The organism is Collimonas sp. OK307 (assembly GCF_900113705.1).
Lineage (GTDB): Bacteria > Pseudomonadota > Gammaproteobacteria > Burkholderiales > Burkholderiaceae_D > Collimonas.
The window spans coordinates 1-15423 of sequence record NZ_FOQI01000026.1; the positions used below are offsets into that span (position 1 = coordinate 1).

Below are 15423 nucleotides of genomic sequence, written 5' to 3' on the forward strand. Positions count from 1 at the left end.
TCGTCGGTCTGCACCAACCGCATGGACTACATCACCCGTTTCGTCCGTGAGCTGGAAGTGGGCAGCGTCAACGTCCGGGAAGTACCCGGCTATCGCCTGGAGCTGACACCGTTTGGCGGCATCAAGGACTCTGGCCTGGGCTACAAGGAAGGTGTGCTGGAAGCGATGAAAAGCTTCTCCAACACCAAAACGTATTCGCTGCCTTGGAACTGACCTGATGTCGTCTATTCCGGAAATAGGCGATTCGTAACGGTGGATGTGGCGGCTTGCGTGAAACGCACGCCGCCTTTTTTTTGATTCGATGCAGCGCGCTCGTTTACCTGGTCAGCGATTGTCTGACCGTATGTGCGCTCCTGGTTCGAATTTGTCGTGGAGAACCCCGTGTGTAAGCGAAGTAATAACCTTGGTGCCGAGATCGGTAGTCGAGTCGTCTTTGAAAGTGATCGCGGACCGCAGAGTGGCGTGTTAGTGAATATAGTGCGCGATGTCGGGAATGCCCAACCGTTCGCAATCGTCGCGGTTGACCATCCACCTCCTGGTGTCCTGGCGTCAGTACCTGTTAGCGATCTTCAATCGTTTGATATCAAGATTTCAGCAGTCGGCATGTAAACATTTCCGGATATCCGCATTCGTTTGATGAAGCAGGGCGTTTGATTTTTTTGGACGGGGTCCCACCCCGTCATTTAAATCCGTTGGCATTCATGGCAGGTGGGACCTGCCTTACATAAATCGAAAAATTGGAGACTTATCATGTTAATAGGCGTTCCGAAGGAAATTAAGAATCATGAATACCGGGTAGGCTTGACACCGGCGTCAGTGCGCGAACTGACTCTACGCGGCCACCAGGTGATAGTGCAAACAAACGCTGGCGCCGAGATCGGCTTATCCGATGCGCAGTACACGGCAGCCGGCGCCACCTTGATCGCCACGGCCAAGGAAATTTTTGCGCGCGCCGACATGATCGTCAAGGTCAAGGAACCGCAACCCGGCGAGTGCGCAATGCTGCGCAAAGGGCAGATTCTCTATACCTATCTGCACCTGGCGCCCGATCCTGAGCAGACTGCCGCCCTGATCGCATCAGGCGCAATCTGCATAGCTTATGAAACCATTACCGGCGCAGGCGGCGGTTTACCCTTGCTCGCGCCGATGAGTGAAGTGGCAGGCCGCATGTCGATCCAGGCCGGCGCGGCCCATATGGAAAAATCAAAAGGTGGCATGGGACTGCTGTTGGGTGGCGTGCCGGGTGTCGCTGCAGCGCATGTCGTCGTCATCGGCGCCGGCGTTGTAGGCACCAACGCCTTGCAGATGGCGGCAGGCTCAGGTGCCCGGGTGACCGTATTGGACAAGAATATCGACCGCTTGCGGCAACTCGACCTGGTCTATGGAAACCGGATTACTACGCTCTATTCGAATGCGCAGTCGATTGAAGACGCAGTCCTGAGCGCGGACCTGGTCATTGGCGGCGTCCTGGTGCCGGGCGCTGCAGCACCGAAACTGGTTACACGCAGCATGATCTCGCGTATGAAGCAGGGCGCGGTGGTGGTTGACGTCGCCATCGACCAGGGCGGCTGTTTTGAAACATCGCATGCGACGACCCACGCAGAACCGACGTTTGTGGTCGACGGCGTCGTTCACTACTGCGTGGCGAACATGCCAGGCGCGGTTGCCCGTACCTCCACGTTTGCCCTCAACAACGCCACCATCGGCCATGCCGTCGCCCTGGCCGAAAAGGGCTGGCAACGGGCCATGCGCGACGATGCACATTTGAGGAACGGGCTGAATGTTTGTCTCGGCAAGCTTACCTATGAGGCAGTCGCGAAAGCACTGGGCTATGAGTATGTCTCACCTGAGTCCTTGCTCGGATAAGCTTCAGGCGGATTGGTGAAAAAGTGAGCAGTATCTTCCTGAGAAGATACTGCTCATTTCCGTTCCGGTTTGCGCTATGTACTTTCACGCACGGCCAGCTGGAAGCCGAGATCGAGGCGGCCTTTTTCTATGGTCTCGCCTTTAAGCTGGCGTATCAGCAGCTCCGCCGCCTTGTAACCGATATCGTAGCGCGGTGTGACAATCGTGGTGATCGACGGCGTCGCGCAGGCGGCCCAGGACAAATCGTTGAAGCCGGCGATTGCCATCTGCTGCGGCACCTTGATGCCGCGCCGCTGGCATTCGAATAGCGCGCCCAGCGCCAGATCGTCGTTGCAGCAAAAGACGGCATCGCAATCCGGATTCAATTCGAGGATCCTGCTCAGTAGCTGCGCGCCCATGTCGACCGTGGTCGGGGTCGACAGCAACGCTTCCACATCCGGATCCAGTCCTGCTTCCGCCAAGCCCTTGCGGAATCCCTCGCGGCGCTTCATCATACGCGGATCGAGCTGCGCCGCCAGGAACGCCGGACGGCGATAACCGCGCTCGATCAAATGCCGGGCCACTGCATAGCCGGCCTTGGTCTGCGAAAAGCCGACGGTCATTTCGCTGTTGCTCTTGCCGAGATCGAACATGCGCACTGCAGGGATATTGCTGGAGGCCAGTTGTTGCCGCAGGATTTCGTGCTGGCCCACGCTGGATAGCAGGAAGCCATCCGGGGCGTGTGCCATGTAGGTAGAGATCAACTGGGCTTCCTTGGCTTTCGAATACCCGGTCTCGCCGATCAGGAACTGATAACCCGCTTGCGACAGGTAGTCGCGGATACCGCTCAAGGTCTCAATGAATACAGCATTGGTCAGTGACGGCACCAGCACGCCGATCACTTGGGAGCGCGCCGAGGCCAATGTGCTGGCCGCCTGACTGGGGACATAGCCGAGTTCCTTGATCGCAGCGGCGATCCGGTCGCGCGCTTTCTGCTGAACCAGTTGCGGTGTTTTCAGTGCGCGCGAGACAGTCATCGCGCTGACTTTGGCATGCTGCGCCACGTCGATTATGGTGGCACGGCCTGTGGTACGGCTACCTTTGACTGGTTTGATTGCGGGTTTTGCGACAACGGGCTTACTCATGTTTGGCTGATTAGTTCAAGTTTGCCGACATCATACTCTCACCCGGCTGCGGGTAGCCGATTGGCCATCTTTGCCTGCACGAGTCGCCTGAGAACCCATCTGATATTCATAGAAATGATTTGACATATAAATTTTGGTAGCGTTATCATCGGCCCTCGATGTTAACGCTAACATTTATTCGGCAATACTGGCGTCGCATCATATTTTCTTAAAACACTACGCAAGATGGTGAACACGTCGGGTTGTAGCCGCCTTGCATATGTCAATGGCGATCATGCCCCGCGTGCCTGCCACCTTTGGAGACATCTTTATGCTGGGCTTGAGCAACGACGCAACATTGCTGTTGAATGCATTTCTCGCGATCCTGGCGCTGATCATCATGATCACGCGCTTGCGCATCCATCCCTTCATCGCGCTGATCATCACCTCGGGTTTCCTCGGCCTGATGTCGGGCATGCCTTTGCCCAAGATCGTCAAGTCGTTCCAGGACGGTTTCGGCGGCGTGCTGGGTTTTGTCGGCATCGTGCTTGGCCTGGGCACCATGCTCGGCAAGATGATGGCGGAGTCGGGCGGGGCCGACCAGATCGCGCAAACGCTGGTACGCGCCTTCGGCAAGGAGCGGGTGCACTGGGCGATGATGATCGGCGCCTTCCTGGTTGGCATTCCGCTGTTCTTCGAAATCGGTTTCGTGCTGCTGATCCCGCTGGTGTTTATCGTCTCCCGGCGTTCCGGCGTGCCATTGTTCAAGATCGGCATGCCGATGCTGGCCAGCCTGTCGGTGATGCACGGCCTGGTGCCTCCGCATCCGGGGCCGCTGCTGGCTATCGGCATATTCGGCGCGGATATCGGTAAGACTATTCTCTACGGCCTGATCGTCGGTTTGCCGACGGTGATCATCGCCGGTCCCATGTTCGGTGCTTTCATCTCACGGCATGTAGACGTCAAACCATCTGACGAGCTGATGGGGCAACTGGCGCGCGAACCCGAAACGAAAAACTTGCCGGGCTTCGGCATTACCCTGGTTACAGTGTTGTTGCCGGTGTTCCTGATGCTGCTGAAAACCTTTGTCGATATTGCGCTGCCAGAAGGAAACAGCCTGCGCGACTTGATGGAATTTATCGGCAATCCTATCGTGGCATTGCTGGCGGCGCTGCTGTTGTCGATGTACACATTCGGGCTGGCACGCGGCTTCACCCGTCAGCAGGTCTTGAAATTCGTCGATCAGAGCCTGGCGCCGACCGCGGCGATTGTGTTGATCATCGGCGCCGGCGGTGGCTTCAAGCAGATGCTGGTCAACAGCGGCGTCGGTACCGCCATCGGTGAACTGGCAGTACATGCACAGATTTCGCCTTTGCTGCTGGCCTGGTTCGTGGCCGGTGTGATCCGGGTCGCGACCGGCTCGGCGACGGTGGCGACGATTACCGGTGCGGGCATCGTGGCGCCATTGGTGGCTTTGATTCCCGGCACCAACCGTGAGTTGCTGGTGTTGGCGACCGGCGCCGGATCGCTGATCCTGTCGCACGTCAACGATGCCGGTTTCTGGCTGGTCAAGGAGTACTTCAACATGAGCGTCGGTGAGACCTTCAAGACCTGGACCGCGATGGAAACAATCATTTCGGTAGTCGCCATTATTTTTATCATGTTACTTAATCTTGTCGTCTGAGGAACGGCTTCCGTTTGGGAGCAGTTTCTGCGAGATGACGATATACGAATCATCCTATGTCAAATTTCATGCTCGGCGTCGATATCGGCACCACCAGTACCAAAACGGTTGTATTCACCCTGGAAGGGCGGGTTGTTGCCCAGCACGCGGTTGAATATCCATTGTTGTGTTCGGCGCCTGGCATGGCGGAACAAGATCCGCAGCAGATTTACCAGGCGGTACTGACTTCGATTGCCGAGGCGATCAAGACAGCTCGGGCGACACAGACAGGAAATCACCGCATCGCTCTGGTGTCCTTCAGCGCCGCGATGCATAGCGTGATCGTACTAGACAGCGACAACCGTTTGCTGACCAACAGCATCACCTGGGCCGACAATCGCGCCAGCGAGTGGTCCAAGCGTATTCGTGACGAATTCGACGGGATTCAGATCTACCGGCGCACCGGCACGCCTATCCATCCGATGTCGCCATTGTGCAAGCTGATGTGGCTGCGTCAGGATCAGCCCGACGTATTTACCCGCGCCGCGCGTTTTGTCGGCGTCAAGGAGTATGTATTTTTCCGTTTGTTCGGGAAATGGCTGGTCGATCATTCGATTGCTTCGGCCACCGGCTTGTTCAATTTGCAAGAATTGAACTGGGATAAAGATGCGCTGGCTTTGCTGGGTATCCGTGCCTCGCAATTGTCTGAACCGGTCCCGACCACGCACCATGTCCATGGCTTGGATGTCGCTCTTGCCGCCCGACTCGGATTGCCTGCCGATACGCCATTTGTGATCGGCGCCAACGACGGCGTGCTGTCCAACCTCGGCGTCAACGCGATTCATCCGGGGCAGGTCGCTGTCACTATCGGCACCTCTGGCGCGATGCGCACCGTGATCGACAAACCGCTCACCGACCCGTCCGGCCGTACTTTCTGTTATGCGCTGACCGAGCGGCACTGGGTAGTCGGCGGACCGGTCAACAACGGCGGCAATATCTTCCGCTGGGTGCGCGATGAATTGGCCACGGCCGAAGCGTCTGCAGCCCGCAGCGCCGAGGTCGATCCCTATGACGCGCTGACCCGTATCGCCGCACTGGTTCCGGCTGGTGCTGCCGGTTTGCTATTCCATCCGTTCATGGCGGGCGAGCGCGCACCGTTGTGGAATGCCGATTTGCGCGGCTCGTTCTTTGGGCTGGCGCTGCATCATGGCAAGCAGCATATGATCCGCGCCGCGCTGGAAGGCGTGATCTTCAATCTGTACAGTATCTTGCCGGCGCTGGAAGACTTGATCGGGCCGACCAAACGGATGATGGCGACCGGCGGTTTTGCCCGTTCCGCTCTGTGGCGCCAGATGATGGCCGATATTTTCAACCGCGAAGTGGTGGTGCCGGAAAGCGTCGAATCGTCTTGCCTCGGCGCTGCGGTACTGGGCTTGTATGCGTTGGGCATGGCGCCGTCGCTGGATGTGATTTCCAGCATGGTGGGTTCGACCAATCGCCATGTGCCGGTTCCCGCCAACGTCGCCGTCTACGACCGTTTGCGTCCAATCTTCATGTCGATTCCCGGCAAGTTGCAGCAGGAATACCAGGCGCTGTCCGAGTTTCAGCGCGAATGCACAGAGGTGCAAACGCCGTAATGACTGGGGCCAGAATAACCGCGACATCCACGACATCCCTCAAGGAGGCAAAATGACAGCAACATTACCCGCAGGTTTGCAAAGCTTTTCATTATCCGGCAGGCTCGCGCTGATCACCGGCTCCAGCGGCGGCATCGGCCTCGCGCTGGCACGCGGGCTGGCTGCCGCCGGCGCCTCCATCGTGCTCAATGGCCGCGATGCGGACAAGCTGGCGCGCGTCGCGACGCAGTTGCGCGCCGAAGGCTGCACGATTCATGAAGCCTGTTTCGATGTCACATCGTCGGCTTCGGTAGAGGCTGCGGTGGCAAAAATAGAAGCGGAAATCGGCGCCATCGATATCCTGTTCAATAATGCCGGGATCCAGCGCCGCGCACCGTTGGAAGAGTTCAAGGAAAGCGACTGGCACGAACTGATCCAAACTAATCTCAACAGCGTATTCTTTGTCGCCAAGGCTGTCGCGCAACGCATGATTCCACGCGGCCGCGGCAAGATCGTCAATATCTGTTCGGTGCAGAGCGAGCTGGGACGTCCCAACATCGCTCCTTACACAGCCACCAAAGGCGCCGTGAAAATGTTCACCAAAGGGATGGCGATCGACTGGGGTAAATACGGTTTGCAGGTCAACGGCCTGGGGCCGGGCTATTTCAAGACTGAAATGAACGCGGCATTGGTCGCCGACCAGAAATTTACCGAATGGCTGGTCGGACGTACACCGTCACGCTGCTGGGGCGATGTGGAAGATCTGGTCGGCGCCGCGGTGTTCTTGTCCAGCGATGCATCGAAGTTCGTCAACGGTCATATCCTGTATGTCGATGGCGGCGTCACGGCTACTTTATAAGAAGGGCATTATCATGCAACAAGGAATTGTGATTCATGCACCGCAGGACTTGCGCATACAGGAACTGGAAACCGGCGAACTGCAGCCTGGTCAGTTGAAAGTCAAGATCAAGGCTGGCGGGATTTGCGGCTCCGACCTGCACTATTATCGCCACGGCGGTTTCGGCACGGTGCGGATCAAGGAGCCGATGGTGCTGGGACATGAGGTGTCGGGCGTGGTCGCCGAGACGGGTTCGGCGATCAATGACATTGCGCCGGGTACGCGCATTTCAGTCAGTCCCAGCCTGCCTTGCGGCCGGTGCAAGTACTGCCAGGAAGGCAAACAGAACCATTGTCTCGACATGCGGTTTTACGGCAGCGCGATGCGCACGCCGCACGTGCAGGGCGCCTTCCGTCAGGAGATTGTGATCGAGCGTTCACAAGCACATATCGTTACCGACAATGTAAGTGACGGCGAAGCCGCGATGGCCGAGCCGTTAGCGGTAGCTCTGCACGCAGTACGCCGCGCCGGTTCACTGCTCGGCAAGCGCGTACTGGTCACCGGTTGCGGCCCGATCGGCGCCTTGACCGTGATTGCCGCGCGCCGTGCCGGCGCGGTGCAGATTGTTGTGACCGATGTCGCCCGGATGCCTTTGGAAGCCGCACTCAAAGTCGGCGCCGACCAAGCCATCGATGTCGGACAACAACCGGATGCGCTGGCAGCCTTCACCAAAGACAAAGGCAGTTTCGACGTATTGTTCGAGGTCAGCGGCAACGAGCAAGCTTTGCGCGGCGCGCTTGATGCCTTGCGTCCAGGTGCGGTCATCGTGCAGGTCGGTCTCGGCGGCGATATCAATTTTCCCGCCAACCTGCTGGTCGGCAAGGAATTGGAATGGCGCGGCGCTTTCCGTTTCCACGAAGAATTCGCGCTTGCAGTTGAATTAATGAATAAGGGCTTGGTCGATGTGAAACCGCTGATTTCCGCCACCTATCCATTTGCGCAATCGGTGGAAGCTTTCGAGATTGCCGGCGACCGCTCCAAGATGATGAAAGTTCAGCTAAGCTTCAGCTGATATGCGCTATCAAGGAAGAATCGCAAACTGGAAAGACGATCAAGGTTTTGGTTTCGTCACGCCCAACGGTCGCGACGAAAAAGCCTTTGTTCATATAAAGGCTTTTGCCGGCCGCTCGCGCAGGCCAGTTGACGGCGATCTCATTACCTACGAATTGATCATGGATGAAAAGGGACGTCTTCGGGCCGACAATATCCGATTTCCAGGCGCGAAAGCGGTGTCGGCGACTTCCTCTGAGCCCGGTTCCGCTTCGTATGGGCTTGTCTTTACCGCGGTGTTCTATTGTTTCCTGCTGCTGGCGGCTTTCATGGCATGGATCCCATTTGCAATACTTGTCCTTTACCATGCCGCAAGCGCGATTGCCTTTCTCGCATATGTCTTCGATAAAGACGCAGCAAAGAACAATCGGTGGAGAACCAAAGAGAGCACATTACACGTGCTGGGACTGATTGGCGGCTGGCCGGGTGCTTTGCTCGCTCAGAAAATAGTACGCCACAAATCCCGGAAGAAAGAGTTTCAAGCGGTATTCTGGACAACAGCCATTCTCAATTGCTGTGCGTTCGGCTGGTTATTTACAAAGACCGGTTCTGTTTTTTTGCGATCTGCCATTGCCCTATGGATGTAAGGGGAACTACGCGCAAAGCTCGGTAGCGCACATACTGCAGCTAGTGATTTCGGTAAATTCAAATTTTAGTTTGGAGATTATCATGCCAAATGACCGAAATTCTTGCAGTTCGACAGTTGCGCATTTCAATCGCAGGACGGCTCTGTTGCTGGCGCTGTGCATATCGAGTGTCTCGTGGACAGCCATGGCCGCCGCTAGTCCGCAGGACGCGAATGCGCGATATCAGGCAGAGCGGGCAGTGTGCATGAGCGGGCAGTCGAACCAGTCTCGCGCGACTTGCCTGAGAGAGGCCGGGGCGGCGCTGCAAGAGGCGAGAAGAGGCCGCCTCCAGGACGACCCGGCGGCAGATAGTCAAAATGCCTTGTTAAGATGTAATGCCTTGCCTCCGGATGACAAGGATGCATGTCGGCGTCGGATAAATGGCGAAGGTACGACTAGCGGTAGCGTACTTGAGGGCGGCGTATTGCGTGAACTCTCCGTGACTGTGCCGGATCAAAAATAGTCTGCATTCTGGCATTCGGATTTGAACTTGCTAAATGGGCGCGCTGTCTTACAATTTCAGCCCCATCGCGCGCACGATGACGTTTAAAAATTGACGTTTAAAAATTAACGTTTAACACAGGTGCGATAGTTCTTGTGTCCAGCGTAGAGATGGGAATTGCAGTTTTGCCACCTATTTTCAGGAGAGAAGAAAATGCGAATTTCCTTTCTCGGCGCAATAACTCACGATCCAAAGTCAGATAGCGTCATCATTCCAGTTGTCATTGATAATAAGCTGACAAAATGCAATGTCACAAAAGAGTGTCTGGATAATAAGTTCTATGCGGGGCCGCAACCGGAAGACCGGCTTGCCACCTACCGCGGTCACAAGATCGAGATCCAGATAGCGCTTGCCCACAAGCTAAGGGCAACCGGGCGCCGCAGCGGCGTGACGTTGCTGGCCACCGATTTTAACGACTAGTTTTTTTTCAGGAGCCGGGACCGGCTCTCATGATTTCCAGTAATATTGAAAACAGCCGACCTTGATGAACGAGGACGGCTGTTTTTTATTGCGTTCGTGATAATTCCACGCCACATAATCTGAGTCATATGAAATTACCAATCGCCATCATCATAGGATGCGCCATCATCGCGTTAGCAGTATTTCTGGGCCTCACTTACGACAAACGTACGTGGATGGAATCATGCGTGAGCGGGAATGAACTCTTCCAGAAAGACCAGGCGGCGCAAACTTGCGAACTGCAATACGTCAAATCCAGAAAGTAAGATCAAGACTGCAGAATGTGGAGAAGTGGTGCCTAAAGAAGTGGTACCTGAGGAGGTAGTACGCAGGGAGGTATCCGGGGAGGCGCAGCGTGGCGGGTGCGCAGTACAAATTCGCAGGTATTTGCAGGTAAACGTCGCGGCAATGGGAATATGTCGCGGCCCTCAGTCTTACTTGCCGTGTGCCATGTCTGGAGCCATCCGTTTGATCCGCTTTTGGACGGAATCAGCGAGAGGCATCCAGTCTTGTCCTGGCGAATCTTGCGGCGCCAGGCTTTTTATTCGTCAGCTACAGAAAAGCTTCCGAGGTTTCCTATTTGTAATCCTTAAACCGTCACGGTTTTCAAGGATTTTGAATGTTGGATGCCTGTTTGCCTTTTGGTCCGTCTGTAACATCGAATTTCACTTTCTGGCCTTCTTTGAGCGTCTTGAAGCCATCCATCTGGATTGCAGAGAAGTGAGCGAACAAATCTTCACCACCATCGTCCGGTGTAATGAAACCGAAGCCTTTGGAGTCGTTGAACCACTTAACAGTACCTGTTGCCATAATAATCTTTCAAATGTGTTAGCTGCGAGCCTAGGTTAGTGATGTCGAGGGATTGCTTCTGTACGTTAACTAACATAGTGCCGCGGGTCGTGCGGAAACAAGCTTCGGTGCTGTCGTCGCATTTTTTATCCTCAACATCAATGAGTATCCTCCAAAACTTCCGGTTTAGCCAAGAAAGTTGTCGAAATAAATATTGCTGTCTGATTATTTGATGTCGATTAGACAAATGCTGCAGCTGTATCGGCTGTATTTGCGTGCGCTTCAGCGAACATTTTCCAGCGATTGCAAAAATTTCCCACACCACCAGTGGACATCGTATTTGCGGACATTGGCCAATAGCGCAGCATGCCGCGTCTGGCGCTCGGCCAGGGGCATTTGCAAGGCGCGCTGGATCGCCTGGGCGGTGCCGGGAATATCGTAGGGATTGACCAGCAGTGCTTCTTTCAATTGCTCTGCCGCGCCGGCGAAGCGGGACAGTACCAGCACTCCCGGATCGGCTTCATCCTGTGCTGCGATGAATTCCTTGGCGACCAGGTTCATACCGTCGCGCAGCGGTGTTACAAGCGCTACATCGCAAGCCCGGTACAGGCCGGGCAGGCGGCGGCGTGCAACGGCGCGATGGATGTAGCGCACCGGCATCCAGTCGAGATCGCCGTAGTCGCCGTTGACTGCGCCGCACAGGCTTTCCAGTTCATGCTGGATGTCGGTATAAGCATCGACATCTTCGCGGCTCGGCGCGGCTATCTGCAGCAAGGTAGCGCTATGCCGGTTTTCCGGATAGGCGTTGAGCAATTCACCGAATGCCCGGATCCGTTGCGGCAGTCCTTTCGAGTAATCGAGGCGGTCAACGCCGATCAGCAGTCGCCGTCGCGAATATTCGCTACAGGTGGTTTCATACGTTTCCTGAGACTCCCGCGCGCGTCCCATCCGGAGAAAATCATCAACATCGATCCCGATCGGAAACGCGCCAGCCTGGACCGTGCTGTTGAAGGCGCGGAACTGGCCGACGCCCACGGTTTCTGCAGTAGCTTCGGCCTTTACGTAATTGGAAAAATTCAGCAAATCGGCTTCACTCTGGAAGCCCACCAAATCATAGGCGAACAGGGCGCGCATCAGCCATTCATGCGATGGAATCGCTGCCAGGATTTGTTGCGGCGGCAGCGGGATATGCAAGAAAAAGCCGATGCGATTGTCGCAGCCCATTGCGCGCAGTTCCGCCGCTAGCGGGATCAGGTGATAGTCGTGGATCCAGATCAGGTCGTCGGGTTTCAGCAGCGGCATCAACTTGCGCGCAAACAGATGGTTGACGCGCCGATAGCCGGCCAGATAGCCGGACTCCAGCTGGGCCAGATCCAGCCGGTAATGGAATATCGGCCACAGCACGCCGTTGGCATAGCCACGGTAGTAGGCGTCGTGGTCTTCCTGGCACAAATCGATTTCAGCCAGTGTCACCGGCCCCGCTTGATGCACACGCAGTTCTCCTTCGCCGGGAGTGCCTTCCTTGACCACCGTGCCACTCCAGCCGAACCAGAGGCCGCCGGTTTTTTTCAGGGTTTCGCCCAACGCCACCGCCAGACCTCCTGCTGCCGGCTTGCGTGGATCGGCAAGCCGGTTGGATACTACTACCAGGCGTGACATAGGCAGATTCCTTTCTTGTTCTTGATATGGGTGATGCGGAGCGGGTGATGCTGACTGGAAGTGTTCAGATGGCAGTCTCCCACGCCGCCGACAAACGCATGGCGCAATTGATAATGCCGACCATGGAATAAGTCTGCGGGAAGTTACCCCACATCTCACCGGTGACAGGATGAGTATCCTCCGACAGCAACCCGACATGATTACGGGTGGCCAGCATGGTTTCGAAAATCTCGCGCGCCTGTTCCTTGCGGCCGATGCGCGCCAACGCATCAATGCGCCAGAAGGTGCAGATATTGAATGCCGTTTCCGGCCGGCCGAAATCGTCGGGGGCTTCATAGCGCCGCATGTAAGGGCCATCGCACAGATATTTTTCCAGTGCGTCGACGGTGGCGATAAAGCGTTCGTTGGTTGGCGCGACCAGGCCTACTTCCACCATCAGCAGCACGCTGGCGTCGAGATCGCGGCCACCGAAACTTTCGGCATAAGCCTGCCGGTCTTCATTCCAGGCTTCGGTCAGGATGCGCTCGCCTATGGTTGCCGCGCGTTCCTGCCAATAAACGGCGCGTTCCTTGAGTTCGAGTTTGGCGGCGATCTTGGCCAGGCGGTCGCAGGCGGCCCAGCTCATCAATGCCGATGAAGTGTGGATGCGCGAACGGGTGCGCAACTCCCACATGCCGGCATCCGGTTGATCATAGAGCGCAAAGGCGCGCTCGCCGCATGCCTCCAGATGCTGAAACTGTTCGACGCCGGAACGATGCAGCAGCCGTTCATCGTGAAACGATTGCGCGGCGCCGAGCACGATGTTGCCATAGACATCGTGCTGGAAATGTTCGTAAGCCTGGTTGCCGACCCGGACCGGCGCATGATGCCGATATCCCGGCAGGTGATCGAGAGTGATTTCCGGTAACGAATCTTCCAGGCCGATGCCGTACAAAGGCTGCACATGACCGCCTGCGCTTCTGACCACAACATTGCCCAGCCAGCGCAGATAGTCTTCCATGGTGCCTAGCTCAGACAAGCTGTTGAGCGCCCGCACCACAAAAAAAGCGTCGCGCAGCCAGCAATAACGATAGTCCCAATTGCGCGCGCTGCCAGGCGCTTCCGGTACGCTGGTGGTCATGGCGGCGACAATTGCGCCGGTGTCTTCGCACAAGGACAGTTTCAGGGTAATTGCGGCGCGAATCACAGCGGATTGCCACTCCAGCGGCGTGGCCAGTGCGCGGCTCCAGTTGCGCCAGTACGCCAGGGTTTCCTGTTCGAAGGTTCTTGCTGTGTCGCCGATACCATTGAGCAGGGTTTCATCCGGCCCCAGTATGAAATTGTATGGCCGGCTGATCACGAATGCGGTTTCGGCCAGCAGATAACTGATGGGGGCATCGGTATTCAGGCGCAGGGTCTGTTCCGATCCTACATAGCGCAAGTGATTGCTGCCGCGTGTGATCACCGGTATTTCACGCCCCCAGTCGAAACGCGGGCGCAATAAAACGCGTAGCCGCGGCGCGCCGCTCAATGCTTGCAGGCGGCGCACTACGGTCAAGGGCCGGAAGTAGCGGCCGCGGCTGGGAAAGCGTGGGGCGAAGTCGGTGATTTCCACGCCTTGCCCCAGGGTGTCGAACAAGCGGGTATGCAGCACCGCGGTGTTCGGTTCATACCACTGCTCGCTATGTGAAAAATTCTCCAGCTGGAAACTCCACTGGCTGCCGTTTTCAGTGGGATCGAGCAAGGCGTTAAAAACGGGATCGCCATCAAAGCGAGGCAAGCAACACCAGACCATGCGTCCCAGCTTGTCTATCAAGGCGTTGAGTGAGCAGTTGCCGATGACAGCGAGGTCGAGGGAGGACGTGGATGGGATTGCGCCGCTGTCAATCTCTGCTGCAGCGACCAACGTTTCGGTGGGTGGCTTGGTCATGATTTCTTTCGCGTTTGGTTTATTGCTGTTGCCCTGATACCTGTGCCAGCATGCTGCGTACTGCCGCCGGGTTGGCTATACGTGCATGGGCAAGACTTGGGCCCGGACCTACCTTGATGCCGAGGCCGCCGGCAGATTGCGACTGGACCCAGGCAAAACCGGCTTCATCGGTGATGTCGTCGCCGATAAATACCGGGCGGCGGCCGGCAAACGGCGCCTCATCCATGAATGCCGCAATGGCCTTGCCTTTGTCGGCATCGGCGGCTTTGGCTTCGACCACCATACTGCCGCGCAAAAGCGCAAAGCCTTGCTCGTGGGCCAGGGCATCGGTCATTGCTTGCACGCAAATTTGTTCCAGATGCGGAGCGCGGCGGTAGTGCAATGCCAGTGCGCCACGTTTAATTTCCAGCAGCAAGCCGGCATGCTGCGCCGCCAGCGGTTGCAGATAAACCAGCAAACGTTTTATGTCTGGTACCTGCAGTTGCACCACGCGCCCATCGGCACTGCGCCGCTCGGCGCCGTGGACACCGGCCACAGGCAAACGCAAGGGCGAGAGGAAATGATCGATCTGTTCCATCGGGCGGCCGCTGATGATGGCCAGTGCGCCGTTTGTTGCTTGTTGCAGTCGTTGTAAAGTTGTTATCAAGTCTGGCGGCAGCATTACGCTTTCCGGCAGCGGAGCGAAATCGACCAGCGTATTGTCAAAATCCAGAAACAACGCATCGGCTGCAAAGTCGTAGTCACGATTTTGTAGAGGCATGTCATGTATGGCGGATTAATGGCAGATTAGTTCCCATGATAAAAATTATCGATGCCAATTTATTATGGGAGCCAATCTGAAAATCGACTGAAAACCACGCGGCAGCGGGGTTGACGGATCGCCGGGTCAGCGCATCTGAATTTTCATTGCCTCGGATTCCATCGCGGCATTGCGTTCCTCGCTGGCTTCGATGGGATCGATGATATCTTCGATAGCTGAGGCAGCCCGCTCGGCTACGGCTTTGGTCTGGTCCAGGCTCAGGTTCGCACCGAAGTCATCTTCGTCGTCTTCTTCGCTCGGCGGCTCCAGCATGTCTCTCAGCATGGCGCTCAGCTCCGGCGTGTCCCACGGCTCGCCATGGCGTTTTTTTACCGTGATGTAGTGCCTGACTTCTGCGTCTTGCTCCGGGGTCAACGGCAGTCCTCGGAAACTGCTCTTGGGATCGATATCGGTCATGATGTAGCTCCCCCCATTTGCGCCAGCTTTTAGTGTAGACCTATTGCGTCCGCAAGTGGGGATCTTG

General features: G+C 56.6%; 14 protein-coding genes. 8 read left to right on the forward strand and 6 right to left on the reverse strand.

Annotated features, from left to right (window positions below):
* Positions 1-213: aldehyde dehydrogenase family protein (locus tag BM205_RS22685; RefSeq protein ID WP_139227369.1), on the forward strand; the 213-nt coding region annotated here is incomplete at its 5' end.
* 537 nt (positions 214-750) lie between these two features.
* Positions 751-1866: an alanine dehydrogenase gene (gene ald, locus BM205_RS22690; RefSeq protein ID WP_092417132.1), complete on the forward strand. Its 1116-nt coding sequence runs from the start codon at positions 751-753 to the stop codon at positions 1864-1866.
* A gap of 74 nt (positions 1867-1940) precedes the next feature.
* On the opposite strand, the gene BM205_RS22695 is transcribed toward ald, so the two are convergent.
* Positions 1941-2990 carry an HTH-type transcriptional regulator GntR gene (locus BM205_RS22695; RefSeq protein ID WP_092417133.1) on the reverse strand — a complete coding sequence of 350 codons (1050 nt, stop codon included), beginning with the start codon at positions 2988-2990 and terminating at the stop codon, positions 1941-1943.
* A 310-nt stretch (positions 2991-3300) separates the two neighbouring features.
* Between BM205_RS22695 and BM205_RS22700 the strand changes: the two genes are divergently transcribed.
* From BM205_RS22700 to BM205_RS22730, 6 genes are all read left to right on the forward strand, one after another.
* Complete coding sequence (locus BM205_RS22700) at positions 3301-4653, forward strand: GntP family permease (protein ID WP_092417160.1); 1353 nt, start codon at positions 3301-3303, stop codon at positions 4651-4653.
* 56 nt (positions 4654-4709) lie between these two features.
* Positions 4710-6269, forward strand: a complete 1560-nt coding sequence (gene gntK / locus BM205_RS22705) for a gluconokinase (protein WP_092417134.1) — start codon at positions 4710-4712, stop codon at positions 6267-6269.
* Positions 6270-6321: 52 nt separating this feature from the next.
* Positions 6322-7107 (forward strand): SDR family NAD(P)-dependent oxidoreductase, encoded by a 786-nt coding sequence (locus BM205_RS22710; RefSeq protein WP_092417135.1) that lies wholly within the window; start codon positions 6322-6324, stop codon positions 7105-7107.
* Between the two features lie 13 nt (positions 7108-7120).
* Complete coding sequence (locus BM205_RS22715; RefSeq protein WP_092417136.1) at positions 7121-8158, forward strand: L-idonate 5-dehydrogenase; 1038 nt, start codon at positions 7121-7123, stop codon at positions 8156-8158.
* 1 nt (position 8159) lies between these two features.
* Positions 8160-8783 (forward strand): DUF1294 domain-containing protein, encoded by a 624-nt coding sequence (locus tag BM205_RS22720; protein WP_092417137.1) that lies wholly within the window; start codon positions 8160-8162, stop codon positions 8781-8783.
* A gap of 694 nt (positions 8784-9477) precedes the next feature.
* Positions 9478-9744 (forward strand): DUF1488 family protein, encoded by a 267-nt coding sequence (locus tag BM205_RS22730; protein ID WP_092417139.1) that lies wholly within the window; start codon positions 9478-9480, stop codon positions 9742-9744.
* 645 nt (positions 9745-10389) lie between these two features.
* Here the strand turns inward: BM205_RS22730 and BM205_RS22735 are convergent.
* The 5 genes from BM205_RS22735 to BM205_RS22755 all read right to left on the reverse strand — a co-directional run bounded on the left by BM205_RS22735 (position 10390) and on the right by BM205_RS22755 (position 15356).
* A complete protein-coding gene (locus BM205_RS22735; protein ID WP_092357437.1) occupies positions 10390-10593 on the reverse strand; it encodes a cold-shock protein in 204 nt (67 codons plus the stop codon).
* A gap of 261 nt (positions 10594-10854) precedes the next feature.
* A complete protein-coding gene (gene otsA / locus BM205_RS22740; RefSeq protein WP_092417140.1) occupies positions 10855-12231 on the reverse strand; it encodes an alpha,alpha-trehalose-phosphate synthase (UDP-forming) in 1377 nt (458 codons plus the stop codon).
* Positions 12232-12295: 64 nt separating this feature from the next.
* Positions 12296-14140, reverse strand: coding sequence for a glycoside hydrolase family 15 protein (locus tag BM205_RS22745; RefSeq protein WP_092417141.1), 1845 nt, complete (start codon positions 14138-14140; stop codon positions 12296-12298).
* A gap of 19 nt (positions 14141-14159) precedes the next feature.
* Positions 14160-14900 (reverse strand): trehalose-phosphatase, encoded by a 741-nt coding sequence (gene otsB, locus BM205_RS22750; protein ID WP_092417142.1) that lies wholly within the window; start codon positions 14898-14900, stop codon positions 14160-14162.
* Between the two features lie 126 nt (positions 14901-15026).
* Positions 15027-15356, reverse strand: a complete 330-nt coding sequence (locus BM205_RS22755) for a hypothetical protein (RefSeq protein ID WP_092417143.1) — start codon at positions 15354-15356, stop codon at positions 15027-15029.
* Positions 15357-15423 lie beyond the last annotated feature (67 nt).

What these genes read in the sequence shown, in the direction of transcription:
- BM205_RS22755 (WP_092417143.1), bottom strand. Translation starts at nt 15,356, where the DNA reads ATGACCGATATCGATCCCAAGAGCAGTTTCCGAGGACTGCCGTTGACC.
- BM205_RS22720 (WP_092417137.1), top strand. Translation starts at nt 8,160, where the DNA reads ATGCGCTATCAAGGAAGAATCGCAAACTGGAAAGACGATCAAGGTTTT.
- BM205_RS22700 (WP_092417160.1), top strand. Translation starts at nt 3,301, where the DNA reads ATGCTGGGCTTGAGCAACGACGCAACATTGCTGTTGAATGCATTTCTC.
- otsB (WP_092417142.1), bottom strand. Translation starts at nt 14,900, where the DNA reads ATGCCTCTACAAAATCGTGACTACGACTTTGCAGCCGATGCGTTGTTT.
- gntK (WP_092417134.1), top strand. Translation starts at nt 4,710, where the DNA reads ATGTCAAATTTCATGCTCGGCGTCGATATCGGCACCACCAGTACCAAA.
- ald (WP_092417132.1), top strand. Translation starts at nt 751, where the DNA reads ATGTTAATAGGCGTTCCGAAGGAAATTAAGAATCATGAATACCGGGTA.
- BM205_RS22735 (WP_092357437.1), bottom strand. Translation starts at nt 10,593, where the DNA reads ATGGCAACAGGTACTGTTAAGTGGTTCAACGACTCCAAAGGCTTCGGT.
- BM205_RS22715 (WP_092417136.1), top strand. Translation starts at nt 7,121, where the DNA reads ATGCAACAAGGAATTGTGATTCATGCACCGCAGGACTTGCGCATACAG.
- BM205_RS22745 (WP_092417141.1), bottom strand. Translation starts at nt 14,140, where the DNA reads ATGACCAAGCCACCCACCGAAACGTTGGTCGCTGCAGCAGAGATTGAC.
- BM205_RS22695 (WP_092417133.1), bottom strand. Translation starts at nt 2,990, where the DNA reads ATGAGTAAGCCCGTTGTCGCAAAACCCGCAATCAAACCAGTCAAAGGT.
- BM205_RS22730 (WP_092417139.1), top strand. Translation starts at nt 9,478, where the DNA reads ATGCGAATTTCCTTTCTCGGCGCAATAACTCACGATCCAAAGTCAGAT.
- otsA (WP_092417140.1), bottom strand. Translation starts at nt 12,231, where the DNA reads ATGTCACGCCTGGTAGTAGTATCCAACCGGCTTGCCGATCCACGCAAG.
- BM205_RS22710 (WP_092417135.1), top strand. Translation starts at nt 6,322, where the DNA reads ATGACAGCAACATTACCCGCAGGTTTGCAAAGCTTTTCATTATCCGGC.